Raw genomic sequence first — 23,222 nt, 5'->3', positions numbered from 1 at the left:
GCCAAGCCCGGGCACGCCGGATTGCGCCCCGCACGCGACAGATTGGTGCGCGGCCCGAAATGCCACCACAATGCACGGGCCACAGGCCTGCTCATTCAGACCGCCATGCACTTCGATATCGCCACGCTTTTCAGTCTGCTCGTGATCCAGGCCCTGGCCCTGGCCCTGGTGCTGCCGGTGCTGATGGGCTGGCGCAACGCCAGCCCCGGCGCCCGCCATGCCCAGGTCGGCATGGGCCTGCAGGGCGCCGGCTGGCTGGCCCTGCTGCTGGCCTCGGTGCTGTGGGACCGGGCGCTGGGCACCGTGGCGATGGGCCTGATCAGCGCCTCGCTGAGCGCCCTGTGGCTGGCGATGAATGACTGGCTGGGCCGGCGCCGCGGCCGGCGCCTGATGCTGGCGCTGCCGCCGGCGGTGGCCCTGCTCTATCTGCTGAGCTTCGACAGCTATGTCTGGCGGGTCGGCCTGTCCAATCTGGTCTTCGTGCTGCAGCTGCTGATGATCTGCGTCACGCTGGCCCAGCCACCCAAGGCCCTGGAGCCCGAGCTGGCGCGGCCGAGCCGGCGCTGGCGCGGCCTGCTGCTGGGCTGCCTGCTGCTGCTGGCGCTGCTGACCCTGTGGCGCGCCTGGCTGGCGGTGTTCGCGACCGCCAGCTACCCCGACTTCTACACCCCGCACCCGGTCAATGTGCTGGCCGCCGTGCTCAGCAATGTCGCGGTGACGCTGAGCCTGGCGGCCGTGCTGGTGGCCTGGCGCGGCGAGACCGAGGGCGCCTTTCTGCGCCTGGCCCAGACCGATGTGCTGACCGGCCTGAACAACCGCCGCGCCTTCAGCGCCCGCGCGGTCGACATGATCTCGATGGCGCGGCGCTACCAGGAGCCGCTGGCGCTGATGATGCTGGACATCGACTTCTTCAAGGCCGTCAACGACAGCCATGGCCACGAGGTCGGCGACAAGGCACTGCAGCTGTTCGCCCGCTGCCTGCGCGAGCAGCAGCGGCTCGGCGATCTGGTCGGCCGGGTCGGCGGCGAGGAATTCGCGGTGCTGATGGCGCGCTGCGACGCCCAGGGCCCGCAGGCGCTGGACAAGCGCATGCGCGACGCGCTGGCCCTGATGGCCCCCAAGGAGCTGGGCTTCGCGCTCGACTTCAGCGCCGGTTGGGCCCGGCTGCGCCACGGCGACCGCAATATCGCCGACCTGATGCGCCGCGCCGACGCCGCACTCTACGAGGCCAAGCGCGCCGGGCGCGGGCGGCTGCAGGCCGAGCCGGGCCTGGAGGGCTGAGCGAACGAGGCAGCGGCTGGCACGCCGCTTGCATAAGGGAATACCAGGCCCCGCCGCCTCCAGAAGAAGCGGTGGGTTCCCGGCCCGATCAGCAGTCCACCATCCGCCATGTTCCTCCGCCAAGCCAAGTCCGCCCTCGTCTCACCCGCCGCCCGCGACCTGGGTTTCCAGGCCGAGCTGTATGAGCTCAGCACGCAGCGCCAGACCCGCTACGAACCCAGCCTGCCGGCGGTGCGGCGCCTGACATCGCGTGATCTGCAATGGCTGCCGGCGCTGTGCGATCTGCTGACCGACAGCGTGCATCACGGCGCCTCGCTGGGCTTTCTGGCGCCGATGTCGCGCTATGCGGCGCTGGACTACTGGCACGGCGTGTTCGCCAAGCTGGGCCAGCATCACAGCCTTTGGATCGCCTGCGAGGGCCAGGCCGACCGGCCCGCCCAGCTGCAGGGGGCGGCCCAGCTGTCGCTGTGCCCGCAGGCCAATGCCCACCATCGCGGCGAGGTGCAGGGCCTGATGGTGCACAGCCAGTCGCGCGGCCGCGGCATCGCCAGCCAGCTGATGACCAGTGTCGAATGTGCCGCCATGCAGCAAGGCCGCACGCTTTTGGTGCTCGACACCCCGGCTGCCAGCCAGGCCGAGGCCGTCTATGTCCACCTCGGCTGGCAGCGGGTCGGCGAGATCCCCGACTACGACAGCTGCGCCGAAGGCCGGCTGCACAGCACCGCGCGCTACTACAAGCGCCTGCAGATGCCGCGCTGAACCTAGGGGGACGACAGGACCGCCGCGACGGGTCTATCGTCGGGGCGGCCTCGTCGCCGCCCTCCGGCTTCATGGCCGACGCAAAACCAACAAGGCCCGTCACGGGCCCAAGGAGACGCCTGCCATGAAACTCGGAACCCTCAGGGTCGCCGCAGCGATCCCTTTTGTCTTGCTGCCCCTGTGCAGCCTCGCGCATGGCGATCATCACGATGATCGCGGGCCGCGCACCGCGCTGGAGCTGCTGTCCGGGCCGGCCGAATGGGTCAGCGGCGGCGACGCCCGCATCGCGCTGCACGCCGCGCCGGGCCTGCGCGACAAGCTCGTGCTGTGGCTCAATGACAGCCGCATCCAGCCGGTCTGGCAGCAGCGCGGCGACCGGCTCGAAGCGGTCATCAGCGGCCTGGTCGAGGGTCGCAACCGCCTGCTCTTGCGCCACCGCAGCGGCGCGGTGCTGGACAGCCTGAGCCTGAACAACCACCCGATCACCGGCCCGCTGTTCTCCGGCCCGCAGCAGCAGCCCTTTGTCTGCACCAGCCAGCAGGGCGCGGTCGGCAAGCCGGCCCTGGTGGACGCGGCCGTGCCGCCGGGCAACCCGGTCAAGGACGGCCTGGGCAATCTGCTGGGCTATAGCCGCGACTGCAGCATCGCGACCTTCGTCACCTATTGGTACCGCAGCACCGGCAATCAATGGAAGCCGCTGCCGGCCGACGGCAGCCGCCCGGCCGACATCGCCAGCACCACGCTGGCCGACGGCCGCGTCGTGGACTTCGTCGTGCGCCAGGAGCGCGGCACGATCAACCGCTTTCTCTACAGCTTCGCGATGCTGGCGCCGCGCGGCGAGAGCCCGGCGGCGCCGGACCTGGGCCTGTGGAACGGCCGGCTGCAATACTGGTTCCAGGGCGGCGTCGCGATCGGCCACAGCCAGGGCACGCTGCATGGCGGTGCGATGAATGCCGACATCCTGCGCAGCGGCACGGCCATCGTGCACTCCAGCGGCAACAACACCGGCACCCACTACAACCTGCAGCTCGCGGCCGAGACCGCGCTGATGACCAAGGAGCGCTTCATCGAGCGCTACGGCCGGCCGCTCTACACCTATGGGCTGGGCGGCTCGGGCGGCGCGATCCAGCAATACATCCTGCAGCAGAACCAGCCCGGCATCCTCGATGCGGCGCTGCCGGTGCAGAGCTATCCGGACATGGTGACCCAGACCATCCATGTCGGTGACTGCGAGCTGCTGGAGCACTATATGGACGCGACCGACCGCGCCAACCCGAGGTGGCGGGTCACGAAGAACCGCACATGGCTGGTCGGCTTCAACGCCGAGGAGGCGGTGGCCGACCCGCTGGCCGGCCTCAAGGCGGGCCTGGGCTACAGCACCGCGCTGGGCTCGACCGAGTGCGTGAAGTCCTGGCGCGGGCTGTCGCCGCTGACGATGAACCCGCATTACGGCCAGGTGCCGAACCAGCAGTTCTACGAGCCGCAGAGCGATATCGCGGCGATACGCTGGACCCATTACGACGATCTGCGCACGATCTACGGCGTCGATGCCAGCGGCGCGGCGCGGCCCACCTGGGACAACGTCGGCGTGCAGTACGGCTTGCGCGCGCTGAAGGAAGGCCAGATCACGCCGACCGAGTTCCTCGATCTGAACCGCAAGATCGGCGGCTGGAAGCATCCCAGCGAGATGGTGCAGGAGGGCTTCCCCTTCCTGGGCGGCTTCGATCCGGCCAATTTCGACCCCTGGAGCCGGCGCAATATGAACCTCGCCCCGGCCCCGGACCAGCCGGCGCCGCGCACCCGCGGCGACAGCCGAGCCCAGCGCGCGGCCTACAGCTCGGGCATGGTGTTCGGCGGCCGGCTGGAGATCCCGACCATCGACCATCGCCAGTACCTGGAGCGCGAGCTGGACATGCACAACGCCCACCAGTCCTTCGCGGTGCGCCAGCGCATGCGCGAGGAGATGGGCCACAGCCGCCATCTGGTGATCTGGTTCACCGACACGATGCCCGGCCAGCCCAAGGCCAGCCAGACGCTGGATGCGGTCGCGGTGATGGATGAGTGGATGGCCAATATCCGCGCCAATCCAAGAAAGAGCCTGGCCCAGAACCGGCCGGCGCGTGCGGTGGACAGCTGCTTCGATCTGCAGGGCCGGCTGATCTATGCCGGCGAGGATGCCTGGAACGGCATCCTCGACCACAAGCCCGCCGGCCCCTGCACCCAGCGTTTCCCGCTCTACGGCACCTCGCGCACGATGGCCGGCGCGCCGCTGGAGGGCGGCATCTACCAATGCGCGCTGAAGTCCGTCGAACGGGCGCTGCGCGACGGCACTTACTGGCCCTGGGTGCCGGATGCGGCGGCCATCACGGCACTGAAGAGCACCTTCCCAGAAGGCGTCTGCGACTACAGCCGGCCCGACCGGGCACGGCCGCGCTGGTAGAGCTGGCTCAGGCGGCCGCCACCAGCTCGGCGACGGCCGTGATGCGGGCCTGCAGATCGCGCCAGGGCCAGGTCTTGCCCGAGCCGGGCACCAGCGCGATCTCCAGCAGGGCCGCGCCGTGCAGCGCGGCCCAGACCGTCTGGGCGCGCAGGTCCGCATCGCCGCCCGGCAGCCGGGCCAGCAGCTCGCGCAGCAGCGCATAGGCGTCGGGCGCGCCGTCGGCTTCGGCCGGCAGCGGGTCCAGGGTCAGCAGCCGGTAGTGGTGCGGATGGGCCACGGCCCAGCGCAGATAGGCGGCGGCCATGCGGCGCAGCGCGGCGCGCGCATCGCCGGGGCCGCTGAGCTGCCCCTCCAGCGCCGCCCGCAGGCCTTCGCGGCCCTCGGCCCCCAGGCGCGCCAGCAGCGCCGCCTTGTCGGCGAAGAAGCTGTAGAGCGTGGCATGGGAATAACCGACCGCAGCCGCCACCTCACGCAGGGTCACGGCCTCCTGGCCCTGCGCGACAAACAGCGCCCGCGCCGCGTCGACGATGCCCTGCTCCAGCGCCTCCTTGTGCGCGGCCCGGCGCAGGGCCGAGGCCGTCGCCTTCTTCAGCGGCCCCTCGGGCTTGGGCGTCTTGGCGCGCTGGCGCGGCTGCGGCTTGGCCAGCGGTTTCTGCAGCGCGTCGGGCGCCGGCGACACCACCCCCGAGGCCCGGTGCATGCCCTTGGCACCGCTGGCGCGTGGCGGCGGGTTCAGATGCGGGTTTGCAATTTTTCTAACCATTGGTTAGTATTTTGTCATTGGCTATTCAAACCGCAAGACTACACCAGCACAAGGCAAGCAATGACCGAAGGACTGCATCTGCAAACCGTGGCGCGTGGCGACACGAGCGCCCTGCCTGCGCTGACGGCGCTGCTGCTGGACGCCGTCAAGCGGGGCGCCTCGCTGGGCTTTCTGGCCGCGCTGGACGAGGCCGAGGCCGGCGCCTACTGGCAGGCGGTGCTGGCCAGGCTGGGCCCGAGCCACAGGCTGTGGCTCTTGTCCCAGGGCGGGCACTTGCTGGGCACGGCCCAGCTCGCGCTGTGCGAGAAGCCCAATGGCCGCCACCGCGCCGAGGTGCAGAAGCTGATGGTGCACAGCAGCGCGCGCGGCCGTGGCCTGGCCACGGTGCTGATGCAGGCGCTGGAGCGGGCCGCCCGGCTGGACGGCTGCAGCCTGCTGGTGCTGGACACCGAGGCCGGCTCCCATGCCGAGACCGTCTACCGCCATCTGGGCTGGCTCAAGGCCGGCGAGATCCCGCGCTATGCGGCCAGCCCCGATGGTCAACTGGCCGCCACCGCGCTCTACTACAAGCTGCTGGACGATCAGCAGCAGGAGAGCCGCGATGTGGAGCACGCACGAGATCAGCAACCAGGTTGACGAGCTCAGCGACTACAACCCGCTGAGCAGCGACGCCGCGCTGCGTGAGGGGCTGGTGCGCCATGGCGCCGCCTGGGCCCTGCCCCAGTTGCAGGGCTATGCCGACATCCTCGGCAGCGCCGACACCTTGGCCCTGGCCGAGCAGGCCAACCAGCAGGGGCCGACGCTGCGGACCCACGATCGGCGCGGCCGCCGCATCGACCAGGTGGACTTCCACCCCAGCTGGCATGCGCTGCTGGCGCTGTACCGCGGCCAGGGCCTGGTGTCTTTGCCCTATGACAGCGAGCGCGGCGGCCGCTGGGCGGCTTTTGCGGCCGGCTTCTATCTGCATGGCCAGATCGAAGCCGGCACGCTATGCCCGGCGACGATGACGCAGGCGGCGATCCCGGTGCTGGCCAGGGAGCCGGCACTCTATGCCCGGCTGGGCCCGGGCCTGCTGTCGCGCGCCCATGATCCGCGCGACCTGCCGCTGGACCAGAAGAGCAGCTTGTGGATAGGCATGGGCATGACCGAGAAACAGGGCGGCTCCGATGTGCGCGCCAACACCACCCGGGCCACACCGGTCGGCGCTGGCGGGCGCGGCGCCGACCATGCCTTGCGCGGCCACAAATGGTTCTACTCGGCGCCGATGAGCGATGCCCATCTGGTCGTGGCCCAGACCGAGGACGGGCCGTCCTGCTTCTTCGTGCCGCGCTGGCGGCCGGACGGGACGCGCAATGCGGTGCAGATCCAGCGCCTGAAGCACAAGCTCGGCAACCGCAGCAATAGCAGCGCCGAGGTCGAGTTCCAGGACGCCCACGGCCTGCTGCTGGGCGAGCCCGGCCGCGGCATCCCGACCATCATCGAGATGGCGACGACGACGCGGCTCAGCTGCGTGATCGGCAGCGCCGCGATCCAGCGCCAGGCCCTGGTCCAGGCCCTGCACTACACACGCCGGCGCCGAGCTTTCGGCCGCGCGCTGGCCGGGCAGCCGCTGATGCAGAGCGTGCTGGTCGATCTGGCGCTGGAGAGCGAGGCCGCCTGCGTGCTGATGCTGCGCCTGGCCCAGGCCTTCGAGCAGCAGCAGCGCGGCTGGCAGCGGCTGATGACGCCGGCCGCCAAGTTCTGGGTCTGCAAGCGCACGGTCGAGCTCTGCGGCGAAGCCATCGAGGTCTTCGGTGGCAATGGCTATGTGGACGAGGGCCCGATGGCACGGCTGTACCGCGAGGCGCCGGTCAATTCGATCTGGGAGGGCTCGGGCAATGTGATGTGCCTGGACCTGCTGCGCGCGCTCGCGCGCGAGCCGCCGTCGGCGTTCGAGCTGCTCGACGAGCTGCAGCAGATGGCCGGCGACGAGACGCTCTTGCGCACCGAGCTCCAGGCCCTGCGCGAGCTGCTGCACACCGAGCCGGCCGAAGCCCTGGGCCGTCAGCTGGCGCAGCGCCTGGTGATCACGGCCCAGGCCTGCCTGCTGCGCCGCGATGCGCCGGCCGCCATCGCCGAGGCCTTCATCGCCAGCCGCTTCGATGCGCGGCATGGCCGCTTTTACGGCGCCCTGGACACGCGCGGGCTGGACGTCCAGGCGGTGCTGGCGCGCGCCTACCCGGACTAGGGGCCGCGCAGCGCCTCGCGCATGGCCTGCAGATAGGGCTCGAAATTCTGCAGATCATTGTGGCCGGCACCGGCAATGCGCTGCAGCCGGGCTCGCGGCGCGTGCGCCAGCAGTTGCTCGGCCTGCTGCAGCGGGATCAATTCATCCTGCTCGCCATGCAGCAGCAGCAGGGGGCCGTCGAGGCGCGCGACAGCGGCGGCGGTATCGAGCGGATAGCGCAGCAGCCACCTCGGCACCCAGGGATAGTGCAGGCGCATCAGCGCGGCCATGCTGGCATAGGGCGAGACCAGCACGGTCAGCTCGGGCCTGACCTCGGCCGCCAGACCGGCGGCCAGCGCCGTGCCCAGCGAACGGCCATAGATCACGCGGCGCAGGCCCCGGTAGCGCGGCGCCACGCTGTCCCAGGCGGCCCGCACATCGGCGCGCAGCTGGGCCTCGCTGTCGATCTGGCCCGTGCTCTTGCCGTAGCCGCGATAGTCCAGCATGAAGAGGTCGTAGCCGGCGCGGCGGTAGAAGTCGACATTGACGAACCAGCTGTCCAGATTGCCGGCATTGCCGTGCAGAAAGAACACCAGGCCGCAGGGCGCCGGCAGGCGCAGATGCAGGGCCGACAGCCGGGCATCGGGCACGGCGATCTGCAGCTCGTGGACATCGTCGCCCAGCGCGAAGCGGTGCGCGGCCGGCAGCGGCTGGGGCATGAAGAGCAGGCGCTCCTGGCGCCAGTACAGCCAGGCCAGCAGCAGGCCATAGACCAGCAGCGCCAGCGCGACGACGAGCAGCAGCCGGCGCATCAGCATCCATCAAGCCCTCAGCGCGCCAGCCGCATCAGCTTGCCGCTGTCGGTCAGCAGCAGCAGCGCGCCGTCCGGCGCCTGGCGCACATCGCGGAAGCGCTCGCCCAGGCTGGCGAACATCGCCTCGCGCGCGGCCACCGTGTTGCCGCTGAGCTGCAACCGCCACAGGGCCTGGCCGGCCAGCGCGCCGGAGAACAGCTGGCCGCGCCACTCGGGGAACATCGCGCCGGTGTAGAAGACCAGGCCGGCCGGCGCCACCGAGGTCGGCACCCAGTAAGTCAGGGGCTCGATAAAGGCCGGCGCATGGACACCGCCGCCAAGCCTGCAGCCCTCGCTGACCGGCGAGCCATAGTTGCAGCCATAGCTCTTGATGGGCCAGCCGTAATTGGCGCCGGCTCGAGCGATATTGATCTCGTCGCCGCCCTGCGGGCCATGCTCGCTGAGCCAGAGCTCGCCGCTGCTCGGATGCAGGGCCGCGCCCTGCGGGTTGCGGTGGCCATAGCTCCAGATGCCGGGCCGCGCACCGGCGCCCAGCGCCGGATTGCCGGCCGGGATGCTGCCGTCGCGCTGGATGCGCACCACCTTGCCCAGGGTCTGTGCCAGGTCTTGCGCGGGGCTGCCGAGCTGGCGTTCGCCCAGCGTGACGAACAGGGTCTTGTCGTTGGAGAACACCAAACGCGAGCCGAAATGGCCGCCCCCGCTGACCTTGGGCGCCTGGCGGAAGATCACCACCACGTCCTGCAAGGCATTGCCGACCAGGCGACCACGCGCCACCGCGGTGCCGCTGCGGCCCGCTTCGGCGCCGCTGCCCGGCTCGGAATAGGACAGATAGACCCAGGACGCGCTCGCGAAGTCCGGGTCGAGCGCGACATCGAGCAGGCCGCCCTGGCCGGCCGAGACGACCGCCGGCACGCCGCTGATCGTGGCCAGCGTGCTGCGGCCATCGGCGCTGAGCAGCAGCAGGCTGCCGGCCTTTTGCGTCACCAGCATGCGGCCATCGGGCAGCAGGGCCAGGCCCCAGGGCGCCGACAAGCCGCTGTGCAGAGTCGTCAGCTGCGGCGCCGCAGCGGGCGGCGGTGTCGCCGGCGGGGTGGGCGCGGCGACCACCTCGCCGCCCCCGCCCCCGCCGCAGGCCACGGCAAAAATGACACTGGCGACAGCAAGACTCAGTTTGGACATGGATTCGAGACGCATCGTGAACTCCCGCACGGGGATGGCCCGCCAGCTTACTGCAGGCGACGGCCGCGGCGCCCGCGCAGGGTTGACGCCCCATCAGGGCCCCGCCTACACTGGGCCCCGGATTCAGGAGAGAGCATGCCCTCGCGCATGCCGCCGAAGGCGCAAGCTCCCATACTCGCTCAGGCCCCGTACTGGATCCGTCACAAGCCGAATGCTGGAGAGCGCGGTCCGCAAGGGACCGCCACCGAAGGAGCAAGGCGCACATCGGGTGATGGGCGCTGAATCTCTCAGGTATCAGGGACAGCGGGAGCGGCGCGCGTCAGGCGCACGCATGCCCGGGTTTCTTCCCTCCATAACCCACGTCCGTCTGGCGCTCAGCTCCTCCTGGAGTTCAGCATGCAAGTCATCGTTCTCGGCGCCGGCGTCACCGGCATCACCACCGCCTGGTATCTGCGCCAGGCCGGCCACGAGGTCACCGTCATCGAGCGCCAGCCGGCTGCCGGCCTGGAGACCAGCTTCGCCAACGGCGGCCAGATCTCGGTCTCGCACGCCGAGCCCTGGGCCAATCCGGGCGCGCCGCTGAAGGTGCTGAAGTGGCTGATGCGCGAGGATGCGCCGCTGCTGTTCCGCCTGCGTGCCGATGCCGCGCAATGGCGCTGGGGCCTGCAGTTCCTGCGTGAATGCACACCGGGCCGTACCGCCCACAATATCCGCAACATCGTCAGCCTGGGCCTGTACAGCCGCGCCAAGCTGCAGGCGCTGCGCGCCGCCACCGGCATCGAGTACGCGCAGCGCACCCAGGGCATCCTGCACTTCTACACCAGCGAGGCCGAGTACGAGGCGGCCCAGGAACCGGCCCGCCTGATGCGCGAGCAGGGCTGCGAGCTGGACATGAAGAGCCCGGACGAGTGCGTGGCCATCGAGCCGGCGCTGGCGCAGTGCCGCTCAAAGATCGTCGGCGGCAGCATGACCCCCAGCGACGAGTCGGGCGACGCGCACCTGTTCACGCAGGAACTGGCGCGGCTGTGCGCGGCGGCCGGCGTGCAGTTCCGCTACGAGACCCGCATCCTGGGCTTCGAGCGCAGCGGCGACCGCATCGATCAGCTCATCGTGGCCGATGCGCGCGGCGAGGTGCAGCGCCTGCAGGCCGACGCCCATGTGCTGTGCCTGGGCTCGTTCAGCCGCGGCCTGGCACGCGAGCTGGGTGTCGATCTGAACATCTATCCGGCCAAGGGCTATTCGGTCACCTTGCCGGTCACCGCGCCCGAGCACAGCTACCAGGTCTCGCTGACCGACGACGAGTACAAGCTGGTGTTCTCGCGCCTGGGCGACCGGCTGCGCATCGCCGGCACGGCCGAGCTCAACGGCTACGACACGAGCCTGAACCTGGCCCGCTGCGAGGCCATCGTGCGACGCACCCGCGAGCTGTTCCCGCAGATGAGCGACGGCTCGGGCGCGCAGTACTGGACCGGCCTGCGCCCCGCCACCCCGTCCAATCTGCCCTATATCGGCCGCAGCAGGATCGGCAACCTCTTTCTCAATACCGGCCATGGCACGCTAGGCTGGACCCACAGCTGCGGCTCGGGCGCGGCCATCGCCGACATCGTCGGCGGCCGCGTGCCGGAGCTGGATTACGCCTTCACGGCGGCCAGCCGCGCGGCGGCGCGCCCAGGGAACAGGCCTCTTGTGCCGCAGCCGCGCTTGCCCTAGGCTGTGCCCAAGCCGGGGCTCAAGACCCGGCACTGCTTCAGCCGTCATCCCTGTGCAATGACCGAAGGAGTGCGCCCATGCCCGCCAGCCACAGCAAGGCCCCAGAGACTGCAGCCCCGGGCAGTCTGGGCCTCTCCGCGCAGATCGCCCAGATCCGCGCCCTGGCCCTGGTGGGGCCGGCCGGCGCCGGCAAGACCAGCCTGATCGAGGCCTTGCTGCATCAGGCCGGCGCGATCGCTGCGGCCGGCTCGGTGGAGCGCGGCAACACGGTCAGCGACTTCGATCCGCTGGAAAAGCGCGCCCAGCATTCGCTGCATGCCTCGGTCGTGCACATGAACCATGGCGGCCTGCGCATCCATGCGATCGACACGCCCGGCGCGCCGGACTTCATCGGCCAGTCGCTGCCGGCGCTGGAGGCGGCCGACACGGCCATCGTCGTGATCAATGCGCTCAACGGCATCGAGCTGATGGCCTCGCGCATGATGGAGACCGCCGCGCAGCGCGGGCTGTGCCGCCTGATCGTGATCAACCGCATCGACGCGCCCGGCGTGCAGCTGCCGGCGCTGCTGGAGCAGCTGCGTGCGAGCTTCGGCCGCGAATGCCTGCCGCTGAACCTGCCGGCCGATGGCGGCACGCGGGTGCAGGACTGCTTCTACAGCAGCAGCGGGGCCAGCGATTTCTCGTCGGTGGCCGAGGCCCATCGCGCCTTGGTGGAGCAGGTCGTCGAGGTGGACGCGGCTTTCGTCGATCGCTATCTGAACGAGGGCGATGTCGACGCCAGCGAGCTGCATGCACCGCTGGAGCAGGCGCTGCGCGAAGGCCATCTGATCCCGGTCTGCTTTACCTCGGCGCGCACCGGTGCCGGCGTGGCCGAGCTGCTGGACGTGATAGCGCGCCTGCTGCCCAATCCGAGCGAAGGCAATCCGCCGCTGTTCCTGCGCGGCGAGGGGCCGGACGCGCTGCCGCTGCAGGCCCTGCCAGAGCCCGGCGCCCATGTGCTGGCCCATGTGTTCAAGATCAATGCCGACCCCTATCTGGGCAAGATGGGGGTGTTGCGGGTGCACCAGGGCAGCTTGACGAAGAACAGCCAGCTCTTCGTGGGCCATGCGCGCAAGCCCTTTCGTGTCGGCCACCTGTTCCTGCTGCAGGGCAAGGAGCATGTCGAGATCGAGCAGGCCCTGCCGGGCGATATCTGCGCGATCGCCAAGGTCGAGGAGCTGCATTACGACGCGGTGCTGCATGACGCGCCCGAGGACGAGCACATCCACCTGGCGCCACTCGAGTTCCCGGTACCGGTGCATGGCCTGGCGATCAGCCCGGCGCGCCATGGCGACGAGCAGCGGCTGTGGGAGATCCTGAACCGCCTGATCGACGAAGACCCCTGCCTGAAGGTCGAGCATGCCAGCGTGACCAACGAGACCCTGGTCTATGGCCTGGGCGAGCTGCATCTGCGCATGCTGCTGGAGCGGCTGCGCGAGACCTACAAGTTCGAGGTGCAGACCCAGCCGCCGCGCATCGCCTACCGCGAGACCGTCTCGAGTCCGGCCGAGGGCCACTACCGGCACAAGAAGCAGAGCGGCGGGGCCGGTCAGTTCGGCGAGGTCTATCTGCGCATCGAGCCGCTGGCGCGCGGTGCCGGCTTCGAGTTCGTCGACGCGGTCAAGGGCGGCACGATACCGGGCCAGTTCATGCCGGCGGTCGAGAAGGGTGTGCGTTCGGCACTGGACAGCGGCGTCGTCGCCGGCTATCCGCTGGTCGATCTGCGGGTCACGGTGTTCGACGGCAAGCACCATTCGGTCGACAGCAAGGAGATCGCCTTCGTCACCGCCGGCCGCAAGGCCTTGATCGCCGCCGTGCGCGAGGCGCGACCGCTGGTGCTGGAGCCCATCGTCCATGTCGAGATCAGCACGCCCGAGGCGGCCATGGGCGATATCACCGGCGACCTGGCGGCGCGGCGTGGCCAGGTCAATGGCACGCGCTCGGCCGTGCCCGGCGTGATCACGGTGCAGGGCCTGGCGCCGCTGGCCGAGCTGGCCAGCTACCAGACCCGGCTCAATGCGATGACCAGCGGCCAGGGCCGCTACACCTTGGCGCTGTCGCACTACGAGGCGGTGCCACCCAACACCCAAACGGCACTGATCTCGTCCTACAAGGTCAAGGACGAGGAGTAGCCCTCACTTGCTCGCTGCGGAGGCCGCTGCAGCAGCCTTCTGCTGGGCGCGCCACTGCGCCAGCTGGGCCAGCCACTCGGTCCAGTCCTGCGGGCCGCTGTCATAGCGCTTCTTCAGATTGGCGAGCACGTTGCCCCAGGCCCGATCGAAGTAGGCATAGGCCTTGTCCCACTCGCCGCCCTCGCCCCAGCCGGTGTGGTGCAGGCGCACCCGGGTCTCGGTCTCGCTGATGGGCTCGAAACGCAGGATCACGAATGTGCGCTGGGCCCGCGCCTCGGGCAGATGCGGCGGTGCATTCCAGTCGAAGCTGAGCATCTTCTTGGGTTGCAGCGCCAGGAAGCGCATCTCGTCGGCGCCCTTCATGCCCGGCGCGGCGCCGGGATCGATATAGATCTGGAAGGCACCGCCGACCCGCGGTTCTATCCTGGCATCGGGCGCAAAGAAGGCGACGATGCCTTCGCGGGTGGTCCAGCTCTGCCAGGCCTGGTCCAGGCTGGCCTTGATGATCACTTCTTTATCAAGACTGCGCTCGGCGGCCACCACCGGCAAGGCCGCGACGCACAGGACCCACAAAGCGCCCGCGCGCAGCAGAGAAGCCATGAAAAAAGTCATCTCGCTCTCCTCGGCCAGCCCCGGACCGGCGGCCCAGGATGAAGGGAGCTTTATCATACGCAGATGTCATCCGCTCCCCGGGACACCGCACAAGTCCGTTTGGACAATGCGATGCGCCTGTTTGAAGAATTCGTCGCCGCCACCGTCAAACACCCCGATGCCGCCACCTTGCGTGGGCTGGAGCGGCGTTTCGCGGAGCGCTTGCAGATCCAACCGAGCTACTGGAGCCAGATCAAGGGCCGCTCCCGCCAGATCGGCGAGCGGCTGGCGCGCCAGTTCGAGCAGCTGTTCCACAAGCCGCCGGGCTGGATGGATCACGACCACCCGGCCACACCGGCCGCCAGCCCGGTGCAGGAGGCCACGCCCAGCGTGCCGCAGGACGATGATGAACGCTTCATCGTCGGCCTGGTGCTGACCTATTACCGCCGCCACCCGCAGCGCGCCCGCACCCGTTTGCTGGACCTGCTGGGCGAGGTGCTGACGCCGCCGCCCACCGAGGCGGCGGCGGTCAAGCCGGCCGCCGCAGGCGGCACAGCCACCACGCGCAGCCCGGCCGGCAGCGCCCGGCCGGCGGCACTGGCGCAGATGGCCGACGATGTCGATGCCTGGCGCAAGCTGCAGCAAGGCATCGCGCCCTTGAAGCCGAAGAAGCGCTGATCCCTAACTTCTTGATCAATCACGATAAAAAGCACTTGCGCAAGATAATCAATCGTTTATCATTTGCGCAAGTTGTGGCCTGGTTCACCACAGCGACACCTTAACGCCAACACTTCAACCCGCAGGCCTCGCCGGCTTGCGATGCTGCCGCCCACCGTCCCTGGGGTCCGAACCTGGCCCCGGATCGGCGTCAGCCGTTCCCGCTCCAAGAGCCCGTCCTGCCGGCTCTGTATGTCTGGTCCCGGTTTCTCTGGTCCCGCTACGTTTCACGCTGCCCGCGCCGCAGTGGCGCCGCCGCATTGTTTATCCCGCCGCGAACCCGGTTCGCAAGGAGTGTTTTGATGACTCAGTTCACATCCCCCCGGCCGCAGATCCTGAATCTGCGCAAGCCGCGCAACCCCCTGGTCGCGCCCAGTCTGATGCGTCAGGCCGGTCGCCATGGCAGCGCGCCGAAGGCGCAGCGCCAACAAGCCAATCTCGAGTTGCGCCAGCAGATCTGGCGCAGCGACAGCGATCGCAGCCCCTGAGACGGGCAGCGACAACGATGGAGAAGAATCATGATGAGACAGCAACAAGTTCACGCGCTGCGCCGCTGGCCCGAGGCCGCGGTGAGCCAGCAAGGCTGGCGGCATAGCCTGGCCGGCGGCCTGCGCAGTGCCAGCGCTCGCCTGGCCCGTCTGGCCGAGCGTCTGAGCGGCGTCCATGGCCGCAGGCGCCGTGCGCCGGAGCTGGAGTTCTACGCCGAGGCCGGCGCGCCCGAGGGGGCGCTCTATGTGGACGGCCGCCTGGTCGGCACGCTGCACGGAGTGACACGGCTGTGATGCCAGCACTGCTGGGTCTGGTGGCGCTGGCGGTATGGGTCAAGATGGACGCAGGGATGCCGATATACGATTACCGCCACCCCTGCACCAGCAACCCGACCCGCACCCATGCCCGCGTCCACCAGCCCCATTCCGCTGCGCAAGGCCCTGCCCGATCTGTCCTGGTGGACAGCGGTGTTCCGCGACGCGGAGATTCCCGTGCTCGCGGCGACTGCCGAGTCGCTGGAGCTGATGCGGGCCAATGAGGACGCCTTCGATGCCAACAGCATCGGCGAGATGGTCGCGACCGACCCGCTGATGACCCTGAAGGTGCTGGCCTACGCGGCCTCGAATCGCTCCAGCCGGCTGCTGACCGATGCCGAGACCGTCACCGCGGCCCTGGTGCTGATGGGCATCACGCCCTTCTTCACGGCCTTCGGCCCGCAAGCGACGGTGGAGGACCGCTTGGCCGGCCAGCCCGAGGCGCTGCAAGGCCTGCAGCGGGTGCTGAAGCGGGCCGAGCGCTCGGCCCGCTTTGCGCTGGGCTTTGCCGCCCATCGCATGGACCCGGATGCGGCGGTGATCCACAGCGCCGCGATGCTGCATGACTTTGCCGAGATGCTGCTGTGGTGCCACGCGCCCGAGCTGGCGCTGCAGATCCGCGCACGCCAGCAGGCCGACCGCCATCTGCGCAGCGCGGCGGTGCAGCGCGAGATCCTGAACATCGAGCTGGCCGATCTGGAGCAGTCGCTGATGAAGGCCTGGCACCTGCCCGAGCTGCTGACCCATATCACCGACGACAAGCGCCTGCATGACCCGCAGGTGCAGTGCGTGCGCCTGGCCGTTCGGCTGGCCCGCCACACGGCCGATGGCTGGGACGACGCGGCCATCCCCGATGACGTCAACGATATCGCCGCCTTGCTGAATATGCGGCAGGAGCCGACCCTGAAGCTGCTGCACGAGCTCTATTGAGATGGCCGGCCCGACACAGGACTTCTGGCAGCAGCGTTTCGAATCCGGGCAGACGCCCTGGGACCGGGGGGCGCCGCATCCGCAGCTGCAGCTGTGGCTGGATCAGGGCCTGCTGACCCCCGAGCACGCGGTGCTGGTGCCCGGCTGCGGGCGCGGCCATGAGCTGCTGCAGCTGGGCCAGGCCGGCATCGCGGCCACCGGGCTGGACTATGCGCCGGCGGCCGTGGCGCTGGCGCGCGAGCGCCTGGGCACGCTGCCGGGCCGGGTCGAGCAGGCCGATGTGCTGCAGTGGCAGCCCGACGTACCGGTGGACCGCGTCTATGAGCAGACCTGTTTGTGCGCGCTGCATCCCGATCAATGGCGCGCCTATGCCGATCAGCTGCAGCGCTGGCTCAAGCCCGGCGGCCTGCTGCTGGCGCTGTTCATGCAGGCGCGGCGCGAGTCGGCGGCCCAGGGCTTCGTCGAAGGCCCGCCCTATCACGGCGATATCAACGCGATGCGCGCGCTGTTCCCGGCCGAGCGCTGGCGCTGGCCGGCACCGCCCTATGCGGCGGTCGCCCATGGCCAGGGCTGGGCCGAGCTGCCGGTGGCGCTGACGCGCCTCTAGACCGGCACGGCCGTCGTGTTCTTGACACGGTCCAGCACAAAGCTGGTCTTGCAGTCCTGCACGCTGGGATGCTTCAGCAGGGTCTCGGTGATGAAGCGGGCGTAGTGCGCCATGTCCTGCACCAGCACGCGCAGCAGATAGTCCATCTCGCCGGTCAGGGCCGCGCACTCGACGACCTCGGGCCAGGTCTGCACCGCCGCACGGAACAGATCCATCGGATTGCGCTTGTGGCTCTCGGTATGCTTTTCCAGCCGGACGTTGATATAGGCGGTCAGCGCCAGGCCTACCGCCTCGGGCCGCACCAGGGCCACATAGGCCGAGATCGCGCCCGACTCCTCCAGCCGCCGCACACGGCGCAGCACGGCCGAGGCCGACAGATTGACCTGGGCGGCCAGTGCGTCATAGGTGACGCGGCCGTCGAGCTGCAGCGCCCGCAATATGCGTCGGTCTATCGCATCGAGCTGGGATCCATTTTCCATAGCCTGGATTTTTGCAGGATTTCGGCGCGCCGGAAGAGTTCAGCGCCGAAACTCGCAGGAATCCTGCGCCCGCTCGCGCCTACAGTCTTGATCCATCGCAAGGCATACGCAGGAGACCCCGCCATGGCAGCATTCACCCCCTGGGACAACCCGATGGGCACCGACGGCTTCGAGTTCATCGAGTTCGCCGCCCCCGATCCGACCGCTTTGGGCCAGCTCTTCGAGACCATGGGCTTCACCGCCGTGGCCAAGCACCGCCACAAGAACGTGACGCTGTACCGCCAGGGCGGCGTGAACTTCATCATCAACGCCGAGAGCGACAGCTTTGCCCAGCGCTTCGCGCGCCTGCACGGCCCGTCGATCTGCGCGATCGCCTTCCGCGTCAAGGACGCCGCCCAGGCCTACAAGCGCGCGCTGGAACTGGGCGCCTGGGGCTTTGACAACAAGGCCGGCCCGATGGAGCTGAACATCCCGGCGATCAAGGGTATCGGCGATTCGCTGATCTATTTCGTCGACCGCTGGCAGGGCAAGAACGGCGCGCCCACCGGTGCGATCGGCAATATCAGCATCTACGACGTCGACTTCGTGCCGCTGCTGGACGCGGCCGGCCAGCCGATCGACGCCAACCCGGTCGGCCATGGCCTGACCTATATCGACCACCTGACCCACAATGTGTTCCGCGGCCGCATGAAGGAATGGGCCGAGTTCTACGAGCGCTTCTTCAATTTCCGCGAGGTGCGCTACTTCGACATCGAGGGCAAGCTGACCGGCCTGAAGAGCAAGGCCATGACCAGCCCCTGCGGCAAGATCCGCATCCCGATCAACGAGAGCAGCGACGACAAGAGCCAGATCGCCGAGTATCTGGACCTCTATCACGGCGAAGGCATCCAGCACGTCGCGATGGGCAGCGACGACATCTACAAGACCGTCGAAGGCATGCGCGGCACCGGCGTGCAGTTCCAGGACACCATTGGCACCTACTTCGACCTGATCGACAAGCGCCTGCCGGGTCATGGCGAAAACGTCGAGGAACTGCGTCGCTTGAAGATCCTGATCGACGGCGCCGCCCATCTGGACGCGCCCAACGAGCTGCTGCTGCAGATCTTCACCAAGGAGGTGATCGGCCCGATCTTCTTCGAGCTGATTCAGCGCAAGGGCAATGAGGGCTTCGGCGAGGGCAATTTCAAGGCCTTGTTCGAGAGCATCGAGCTGGACCAGATCCGCCGCGGCGTGCTCAAGGCCGAGGCCTGAAGTCAGCGGCGCTCAGCTCGCCCAGCACCTCATCGAGCACCGCGCCGTCAAAAGCCAGCCGGAGATGGCCGACACCGGGCTTGTAGCGAGCCTCGGCGTCGGCCAGCACGGCGGTGCCGGCCGGGCAGACGATCTGGTCGCAGTTGCTGTAGTAGCAGATGAAGCGCTGGCGGAATTCGGGCGCTTCCTGCGCGGCCAGTTCCTGCAGCCAGGCGCTGCCGCGCCGCATCTGACGGGCGTTGGTGGCCGATGAGAAATTGGCCATCAAGGTGCCGGCATGGGGGCTGCCCAGCGTGACGATGCGGTGCAGGCGGGCGGTATCGCCGCCATGGCGGCGCCACCAGGCCCGCACCGCCAGCCCGCCCATGCTGTGGGCGACGATCAGCGGCGGCCGGCCGGTCGCCTGCGCCAGGCGGCGCACCGCCGCCTCGATGGCGTCCGCATAGGCGTCGATCGAACCGAAGGCCGGCTCCATGCTCAGCGCCAGATAGGCATGGCCGCGCTGCCGCAGCTGCGGCAGCCAGTGATTCCACAAGCCCCGGTTGCAGGTATAGCCATGCAGCAGCAGCACGCCGCGCGGCGCTTGCGCCGACGCGCTCGGCGGCGGCAGATGATCGGGCAGGCGCCGCTCGGCAAAGGGCTGCTGGACACCAAACACCCACTCGCAGGTCCAGAACTCGGCCCACCAGGCGCGCAGCAGCTGCAGCGCGCGTGGCGACGTGGTCGCGCTCGCGTTGATGCGCAGCAAGAGGCCGAAATTCACCGCCATCACCAGGCCATAGAACCAGAACAGCAGCAGGCCGGTCGAGATCGCCAGCACCGGCCCGCGTGGCCACAGCCACAGCAGCGCGCCCAGGGCCAGCAGCAGACGCAGCATCATTTGAAAACGTTGGATACGAGCATTCATCTCGGCATCATCGCCGATGGGCAGGCAGGCATAGCCCGGCACAATCGCCGCTTACCGCACCAGATCACGCCACCGGCCGCCCATGCCCACCGAGACCGCCAGTCAAGCCCAGCGGATCCTGAACCACCTGCAGATCGTCAGCGCGCAGCTGGCCTTGCGGGCGGCCTCGCCGCCGCTGCTGGCCAAGGTTCAGGCGCTCAAGCGCTATCAGCAGGCACGCTTCGAGCGCAGCTATGCCGATCTGCTGCAAAGCCCGCGCTATGCCGGCGCCGCCCGCTTTTTCCTCGAAGAGCTGTACGGCCCGGGTGACTTCAGCCGGCGCGATGCGCAGTTCGCGCGCGTTGTGCCGGCCCTGGTCAGGCTGTTCCCGGCCGAGGTGGTGACCACGGTGGAGCAGCTGGCCCAGTTGCACGGCCTGTCCGAGCAGCTCGATACGCGGATGGCCCAGCAATTGGACAGTCCGGCGCTGGACCGGGTCGCCTATATCGGCGCCTGGCAGGCCTCGGCTCGCCCGGCCGAGCGAGAGCAGCAGATCGCGCTGACCCTGGCCATCGGACGGGCCATGGAAGGCTTCACACGCAAGCCGCTGCTGCGCCAGGCCTTGCGCATGATGCGCGGGCCGGCGGCGGCGGCCGGCCTGTCGGAGCTGCAGCATTTTCTCGAGAATGGTTTCGACACCTTCAAGGCCATGCAGGGCGCGCAGGGGTTTCTGGACATCGTGCAGCAGCGGGAACAGGCTCTTGTCGACGCGCTGTATGCGCCCGATGCGCTGGCGCGGCTGGCGGCTTGTCCCCCAGGTGACGAGTCACTAGGGCAATTACCCTAGCCCTCGCCCCCCTGCGCAGCCGAGTATCAGTCACCGCAAACAAGGCCGTCCCCACGCAGGGACGCGAAGGAGACAACGGTGCAAGATTTGGCGACCAAGCCCTGGCTGAAGAGCTACCCGGAGGGCGTGCCGGCGGAGATCCGTGTGGACGCGTACAAATCGCTGGTGGAACTGCTGGAAGAGGCTTTCCGCAAACACGCCGATCGCGATGCGGCGGTCTGCATGGATCAGCGCCTGCGCTTTGGCGAGGTCAACGAACTCTCTCAGGCGCTGGGTGCCTGGCTGCAGTCCAAAGGTCTGGAGCGCGGCGCGCGCGTCGCCATCATGATGCCCAATGTGCTGCAGTACATGGTGGCGATCGCGGCCATCCTGCGCGCCGGCTATGCGGTGGTGAACATCAATCCGCTGTACACGCCGCGCGAGCTCGAGCATCAACTCAAGGACTCGGGCGCGCAGGCCATCATCGTGCTGGAGAACTTCGCGACGACTTTGGAAGAAGTCGTCGAGCGCACGCCGGTGCGCCATGTGCTGCTGACCGGGCTCGGCGATATGCTGAACTGGTGGCGCGGGCCGCTGATCAACTTTGCGGTGCGCCATGTGAAGAAGATGGTGCCCGAGTTCCGCTTGCCCACCGAGCCAGGGCGCAGCGTGACCCGCTTCAATCGCGCGCTGGAAGAAGGCTCGCGCATGAATCTGTCGCGGGTCGATGTCGGGCCGGATGACGTCGCCTTCCTGCAGTACACCGGCGGCACGACCGGCCTGTCCAAGGGCGCGACCTTGCTGCACCGCAATGTGGTGGCCAATATCCTGCAGGCCGAGGCCTGGTTCGCGCCGATGATGGCCAAGCTCGGCAACAAGCCGATGACCTCGGTCTGCGCTCTGCCGCTGTATCACATCTTTGCGCTGACGGCCTGCTATATGCTCGGCGCCCGCCTGGGGATGACGAATCTGCTGATCCCCAACCCGCGTGACATCCCCGGCTTCATCCGCACCCTGCAGAGCTACAAGGTGAATATGTTCCCGGCGGTCAACACCCTGTTCAACGCGCTGGCCAATGAACCGGCTTTTGCCCGGCTGGATTTCAGCGAACTGGTGATCTCCAACGGCGGCGGCATGGCGGTGCAGCAGGCCACCGCAGAGAAGTGGCTGAAGATCACCGGCTGCCCGGTGGTCGAGGGCTACGGCCTGTCGGAGACGGCGCCGGTGGCAACCATCAATCGCATGGATGTGCATGATTTTAATGGCTCGATCGGCTTGCCGGTGCCCTCGACCGAGATTGCGATCCGCGATGACAGTGGGCAGGACATGCCGCTGGGCGAGCGTGGCGAGATCTGCATCCGTGGCCCGCAGGTGATGGCCGGCTACTGGAACCGCCCGGACGAGACCGCCAACGTGATGTACGCGGACGGCTTCTTCAAGAGCGGGGATATCGGCGTGATGGATGCCGACGGCTATATCCGGATCGTTGACCGCAAGAAGGACATGATTCTGGTGTCCGGTTTCAATGTCTATCCGACCGAGATCGAGCAGGTCGTCAATATGCATCCCGGCGTACTGGAATGCGCAGCGGTAGGCATACCCGATTCGCGCTCCGGGGAGACGGTCAAGCTCTATGTCGTCAAGCAAGACCCGGCCCTGGCCGAAGAGGATCTGAGCGCTTTCTGCCATCAGCAACTGACGGCCTACAAGCGGCCCAAGTACATCGAGTTCCGCGACGAGTTGCCGAAGAGCAATGTCGGCAAGATCCTGCGGCGCGAGTTGCGCACAGCGGCCTGATGACACCAGAGCCGGGCAATCCTCGCTCGCTGCCCCCCGGCCTGCAGCTCATCGAGCGGGGGTGGCTGTCGTCCAACTCGGTGCTGCTGGGCGGGGACGAGCGCGGCGCCGTCCTCATCGACAGCGGCTACTGCACGCATGCGCAACAGACAGCGTCCTTGCTGGCCGCAGCCTTGGCGGCCGATGCGCCCGGCAGGCCTCTGCGCCTGATCGTCAACACCCACCTGCATTCCGACCACTGCGGCGGCAACGCGCATTTGCAGGCACTGCACCATTGCCCGATCTGGATTCCACCCGGTGGCTTTGAGGCGGCCCAAGACTGGAACGAAGCCGGGCTCAGCTACAACGCGACCGGCCAGCAGTGCCCCCGGTTTACGCCCACCCGAGCCCTCGCACCGGGAGAGCGACTGCGGCAGGCCGGAAGGGCCTGGGAAGTTCACGCCGCGCCGGGTCATGATCCCCATTCCATCATCCTGTTCGAGCCGGCATCGCGGCTGCTGATCTCGGCCGATGCGCTGTGGGAACGAGGCTTCGGCATCGTCTTCCCCGAGATCGATGGCATAGACGCTTTTGACGAGGTCCAGGCCACGCTGGAGTTGATCGAATCCTTGAATCCCGCACTGGTCATCCCAGGTCACGGTGCGCCGTTCGACGACGTCGCCGCCGCGCTGAGCGAGGCGCGTTCGCGCCTGGCATTCTTCCGGCAACGCCCCGACCGTCATGCGCGCCATGCGGCGAAGGCCTTGATCATGTTTCATCTGCTGGAGGCCACGAGCCAAGCTCAGCAACTTCTGCTGGACTGGCTGATGGTGACGCCGATTCATCGCAAGCTGTGGCAGGGCTATTTCCAATCACAAAGCCTGCAGGCCTGGAGTATGGAGTTGATCGATGAGTTGCTGAAGAGCGGCGCCATACGGCGGCGCGACGGGCAACTGCAGCCCACATGAGCTGACCAAACCCCCCAAAGAAAAACCCCCGTCTCTTGCGAGGCGGGGGTTTTTGGGGATATTAG

The 23,222-nt window shown here is 68.6% G+C and carries 22 protein-coding genes and 2 riboswitches; of the genes, 16 read left to right on the top strand and 6 right to left on the bottom strand.

Annotation, left to right across the window (positions count from 1 at the left end):
- Positions 1–105: 105 nt before the first annotated feature.
- From ABGI63_RS06980 to ABGI63_RS06970, 3 genes are all read left to right on the top strand, one after another.
- On the top strand, positions 106–1,281 hold the full coding sequence (locus ABGI63_RS06980; RefSeq protein WP_349741751.1) for a GGDEF domain-containing protein: 1,176 nt from the start codon (positions 106–108) through the stop codon (positions 1,279–1,281).
- A gap of 108 nt (positions 1,282–1,389) precedes the next feature.
- Entirely contained in the window at positions 1,390–2,040 is a 651-nt protein-coding gene (locus tag ABGI63_RS06975; RefSeq protein ID WP_349741750.1) for a GNAT family N-acetyltransferase, read from the top strand.
- 124 nt (positions 2,041–2,164) lie between these two features.
- The gene (locus ABGI63_RS06970; protein WP_349741749.1) at positions 2,165–4,480 is read left to right on the top strand and encodes a DUF6351 family protein; all 2,316 of its coding nucleotides are present in this window, start codon (positions 2,165–2,167) and stop codon (positions 4,478–4,480) included.
- 7 nt (positions 4,481–4,487) lie between these two features.
- Here ABGI63_RS06970 and ABGI63_RS06965 read toward each other — a convergent pair whose 3' ends face one another.
- On the bottom strand, positions 4,488–5,243 hold the full coding sequence (locus ABGI63_RS06965) for a TetR/AcrR family transcriptional regulator (protein WP_349741748.1): 756 nt from the start codon (positions 5,241–5,243) through the stop codon (positions 4,488–4,490).
- Positions 5,244–5,303: 60 nt separating this feature from the next.
- Here ABGI63_RS06965 and ABGI63_RS06960 point away from each other — a divergent pair, with 60 nt between their 5' ends.
- Positions 5,304–5,879 (top strand): GNAT family N-acetyltransferase, encoded by a 576-nt coding sequence (locus tag ABGI63_RS06960; RefSeq protein WP_349741747.1) that lies wholly within the window; start codon positions 5,304–5,306, stop codon positions 5,877–5,879.
- Complete coding sequence (locus ABGI63_RS06955; protein ID WP_349741745.1) at positions 5,845–7,470, top strand: acyl-CoA dehydrogenase family protein; 1,626 nt, start codon at positions 5,845–5,847, stop codon at positions 7,468–7,470. The genes ABGI63_RS06960 and ABGI63_RS06955 overlap by 35 nt, the downstream gene beginning before the upstream one ends.
- Here the strand turns inward: ABGI63_RS06955 and ABGI63_RS06950 are convergent.
- Together ABGI63_RS06950 and ABGI63_RS06945 are read right to left on the bottom strand one after the other, a co-directional pair.
- The gene (locus ABGI63_RS06950; protein WP_349741744.1) at positions 7,467–8,267 is read right to left on the bottom strand and encodes an alpha/beta hydrolase; all 801 of its coding nucleotides are present in this window, start codon (positions 8,265–8,267) and stop codon (positions 7,467–7,469) included. The genes ABGI63_RS06955 and ABGI63_RS06950 overlap by 4 nt on opposite strands.
- Before the next feature lie 11 nt (positions 8,268–8,278).
- On the bottom strand, positions 8,279–9,457 hold the full coding sequence (locus ABGI63_RS06945; protein WP_349741742.1) for a PQQ-dependent sugar dehydrogenase: 1,179 nt from the start codon (positions 9,455–9,457) through the stop codon (positions 8,279–8,281).
- Positions 9,458–9,556: 99 nt separating this feature from the next.
- Positions 9,557–9,646: riboswitch (glycine riboswitch) on the top strand.
- Positions 9,647–9,756: riboswitch (glycine riboswitch) on the top strand.
- An 82-nt stretch (positions 9,757–9,838) separates the two neighbouring features.
- Here ABGI63_RS06945 and ABGI63_RS06940 point away from each other — a divergent pair.
- On the top strand, positions 9,839–11,152 hold the full coding sequence (locus tag ABGI63_RS06940; RefSeq protein ID WP_349741740.1) for a D-amino acid dehydrogenase: 1,314 nt from the start codon (positions 9,839–9,841) through the stop codon (positions 11,150–11,152).
- A gap of 77 nt (positions 11,153–11,229) precedes the next feature.
- The gene (fusA, locus tag ABGI63_RS06935; RefSeq protein ID WP_349741739.1) at positions 11,230–13,323 is read left to right on the top strand and encodes an elongation factor G; all 2,094 of its coding nucleotides are present in this window, start codon (positions 11,230–11,232) and stop codon (positions 13,321–13,323) included.
- A gap of 3 nt (positions 13,324–13,326) precedes the next feature.
- Here the strand turns inward: fusA and ABGI63_RS06930 are convergent, their stop codons facing one another.
- The gene (locus tag ABGI63_RS06930; RefSeq protein ID WP_349741737.1) at positions 13,327–13,935 is read right to left on the bottom strand and encodes an SRPBCC family protein; all 609 of its coding nucleotides are present in this window, start codon (positions 13,933–13,935) and stop codon (positions 13,327–13,329) included.
- Positions 13,936–14,046: 111 nt separating this feature from the next.
- On the opposite strand from ABGI63_RS06930, the gene ABGI63_RS06925 reads away from it, so the two are divergent.
- From ABGI63_RS06925 to ABGI63_RS06905, 5 genes are all read left to right on the top strand, one after another.
- Positions 14,047–14,592: a hypothetical protein gene (locus tag ABGI63_RS06925; RefSeq protein ID WP_349741736.1), complete on the top strand. Its 546-nt coding sequence runs from the start codon at positions 14,047–14,049 to the stop codon at positions 14,590–14,592.
- A gap of 341 nt (positions 14,593–14,933) precedes the next feature.
- The gene (locus tag ABGI63_RS06920) at positions 14,934–15,119 is read left to right on the top strand and encodes a hypothetical protein (protein ID WP_137944755.1); all 186 of its coding nucleotides are present in this window, start codon (positions 14,934–14,936) and stop codon (positions 15,117–15,119) included.
- Positions 15,120–15,149: 30 nt separating this feature from the next.
- The gene (locus ABGI63_RS06915; RefSeq protein ID WP_269841348.1) at positions 15,150–15,413 is read left to right on the top strand and encodes a hypothetical protein; all 264 of its coding nucleotides are present in this window, start codon (positions 15,150–15,152) and stop codon (positions 15,411–15,413) included.
- A gap of 108 nt (positions 15,414–15,521) precedes the next feature.
- On the top strand, positions 15,522–16,364 hold the full coding sequence (locus ABGI63_RS06910; protein ID WP_349741735.1) for an HDOD domain-containing protein: 843 nt from the start codon (positions 15,522–15,524) through the stop codon (positions 16,362–16,364).
- Between the two features lies 1 nt (position 16,365).
- Positions 16,366–16,971 carry a methyltransferase domain-containing protein gene (locus ABGI63_RS06905; RefSeq protein ID WP_272648459.1) on the top strand — a complete coding sequence of 202 codons (606 nt, stop codon included), beginning with the start codon at positions 16,366–16,368 and terminating at the stop codon, positions 16,969–16,971.
- Here ABGI63_RS06905 and ABGI63_RS06900 read toward each other — a convergent pair.
- Positions 16,968–17,450, bottom strand: coding sequence for an Lrp/AsnC family transcriptional regulator (locus ABGI63_RS06900; protein WP_137944751.1), 483 nt, complete (start codon positions 17,448–17,450; stop codon positions 16,968–16,970). The genes ABGI63_RS06905 and ABGI63_RS06900 overlap by 4 nt on opposite strands.
- 123 nt (positions 17,451–17,573) lie before the next feature.
- On the opposite strand from ABGI63_RS06900, the gene hppD reads away from it, so the two are divergent.
- A complete protein-coding gene (gene hppD / locus ABGI63_RS06895; protein ID WP_349741734.1) occupies positions 17,574–18,701 on the top strand; it encodes a 4-hydroxyphenylpyruvate dioxygenase in 1,128 nt (375 codons plus the stop codon).
- Here hppD and ABGI63_RS06890 read toward each other — a convergent pair.
- On the bottom strand, positions 18,685–19,608 hold the full coding sequence (locus ABGI63_RS06890; protein ID WP_349741733.1) for an esterase/lipase family protein: 924 nt from the start codon (positions 19,606–19,608) through the stop codon (positions 18,685–18,687). The two genes, hppD and ABGI63_RS06890, sit on opposite strands and share 17 nt — an antisense overlap.
- A gap of 82 nt (positions 19,609–19,690) precedes the next feature.
- Between ABGI63_RS06890 and ABGI63_RS06885 the strand changes: the two genes are divergently transcribed.
- From ABGI63_RS06885 to ABGI63_RS06875, 3 genes are all read left to right on the top strand, one after another.
- Positions 19,691–20,434, top strand: coding sequence for a DUF8198 family protein (locus ABGI63_RS06885; protein ID WP_349741731.1), 744 nt, complete (start codon positions 19,691–19,693; stop codon positions 20,432–20,434).
- Between the two features lie 87 nt (positions 20,435–20,521).
- Positions 20,522–22,210, top strand: a complete 1,689-nt coding sequence (locus tag ABGI63_RS06880) for a long-chain-fatty-acid--CoA ligase (protein WP_349742382.1) — start codon at positions 20,522–20,524, stop codon at positions 22,208–22,210.
- On the top strand, positions 22,210–23,157 hold the full coding sequence (locus tag ABGI63_RS06875) for an MBL fold metallo-hydrolase (protein ID WP_349741730.1): 948 nt from the start codon (positions 22,210–22,212) through the stop codon (positions 23,155–23,157). The genes ABGI63_RS06880 and ABGI63_RS06875 overlap by 1 nt, the downstream gene beginning before the upstream one ends.
- The last annotated feature ends 65 nt before the right edge of the window (positions 23,158–23,222 follow it).

This window comes from Roseateles cavernae, assembly GCF_040187885.1.
Classification (GTDB): domain Bacteria; phylum Pseudomonadota; class Gammaproteobacteria; order Burkholderiales; family Burkholderiaceae_C; genus Roseateles_E; species Roseateles_E cavernae.
This window is presented reverse-complemented; position numbering and strand designations above follow the sequence as displayed.

Coding starts and splice junctions, on each gene's coding strand:
- ABGI63_RS06960 (WP_349741747.1), top strand. CDS start 5,304: ATGACCGAAGGACTGCATCTGCAAACCGTGGCGCGTGGCGACACGAGC.
- ABGI63_RS06975 (WP_349741750.1), top strand. CDS start 1,390: ATGTTCCTCCGCCAAGCCAAGTCCGCCCTCGTCTCACCCGCCGCCCGC.
- ABGI63_RS06875 (WP_349741730.1), top strand. CDS start 22,210: ATGACACCAGAGCCGGGCAATCCTCGCTCGCTGCCCCCCGGCCTGCAG.
- ABGI63_RS06885 (WP_349741731.1), top strand. CDS start 19,691: ATGCCCACCGAGACCGCCAGTCAAGCCCAGCGGATCCTGAACCACCTG.
- ABGI63_RS06890 (WP_349741733.1), bottom strand. CDS start 19,608: ATGAATGCTCGTATCCAACGTTTTCAAATGATGCTGCGTCTGCTGCTG.
- ABGI63_RS06920 (WP_137944755.1), top strand. CDS start 14,934: ATGACTCAGTTCACATCCCCCCGGCCGCAGATCCTGAATCTGCGCAAG.
- ABGI63_RS06980 (WP_349741751.1), top strand. CDS start 106: ATGCACTTCGATATCGCCACGCTTTTCAGTCTGCTCGTGATCCAGGCC.
- hppD (WP_349741734.1), top strand. CDS start 17,574: ATGGCAGCATTCACCCCCTGGGACAACCCGATGGGCACCGACGGCTTC.
- ABGI63_RS06905 (WP_272648459.1), top strand. CDS start 16,366: ATGGCCGGCCCGACACAGGACTTCTGGCAGCAGCGTTTCGAATCCGGG.
- ABGI63_RS06930 (WP_349741737.1), bottom strand. CDS start 13,935: ATGACTTTTTTCATGGCTTCTCTGCTGCGCGCGGGCGCTTTGTGGGTC.
- ABGI63_RS06900 (WP_137944751.1), bottom strand. CDS start 17,450: ATGGAAAATGGATCCCAGCTCGATGCGATAGACCGACGCATATTGCGG.
- ABGI63_RS06955 (WP_349741745.1), top strand. CDS start 5,845: ATGTGGAGCACGCACGAGATCAGCAACCAGGTTGACGAGCTCAGCGAC.
- ABGI63_RS06910 (WP_349741735.1), top strand. CDS start 15,522: ATGCCCGCGTCCACCAGCCCCATTCCGCTGCGCAAGGCCCTGCCCGAT.
- ABGI63_RS06970 (WP_349741749.1), top strand. CDS start 2,165: ATGAAACTCGGAACCCTCAGGGTCGCCGCAGCGATCCCTTTTGTCTTG.
- ABGI63_RS06945 (WP_349741742.1), bottom strand. CDS start 9,457: ATGCGTCTCGAATCCATGTCCAAACTGAGTCTTGCTGTCGCCAGTGTC.
- ABGI63_RS06925 (WP_349741736.1), top strand. CDS start 14,047: ATGCGCCTGTTTGAAGAATTCGTCGCCGCCACCGTCAAACACCCCGAT.
- ABGI63_RS06965 (WP_349741748.1), bottom strand. CDS start 5,243: ATGGTTAGAAAAATTGCAAACCCGCATCTGAACCCGCCGCCACGCGCC.
- ABGI63_RS06915 (WP_269841348.1), top strand. CDS start 15,150: ATGATGAGACAGCAACAAGTTCACGCGCTGCGCCGCTGGCCCGAGGCC.
- ABGI63_RS06950 (WP_349741744.1), bottom strand. CDS start 8,267: ATGCTGATGCGCCGGCTGCTGCTCGTCGTCGCGCTGGCGCTGCTGGTC.
- ABGI63_RS06940 (WP_349741740.1), top strand. CDS start 9,839: ATGCAAGTCATCGTTCTCGGCGCCGGCGTCACCGGCATCACCACCGCC.
- fusA (WP_349741739.1), top strand. CDS start 11,230: ATGCCCGCCAGCCACAGCAAGGCCCCAGAGACTGCAGCCCCGGGCAGT.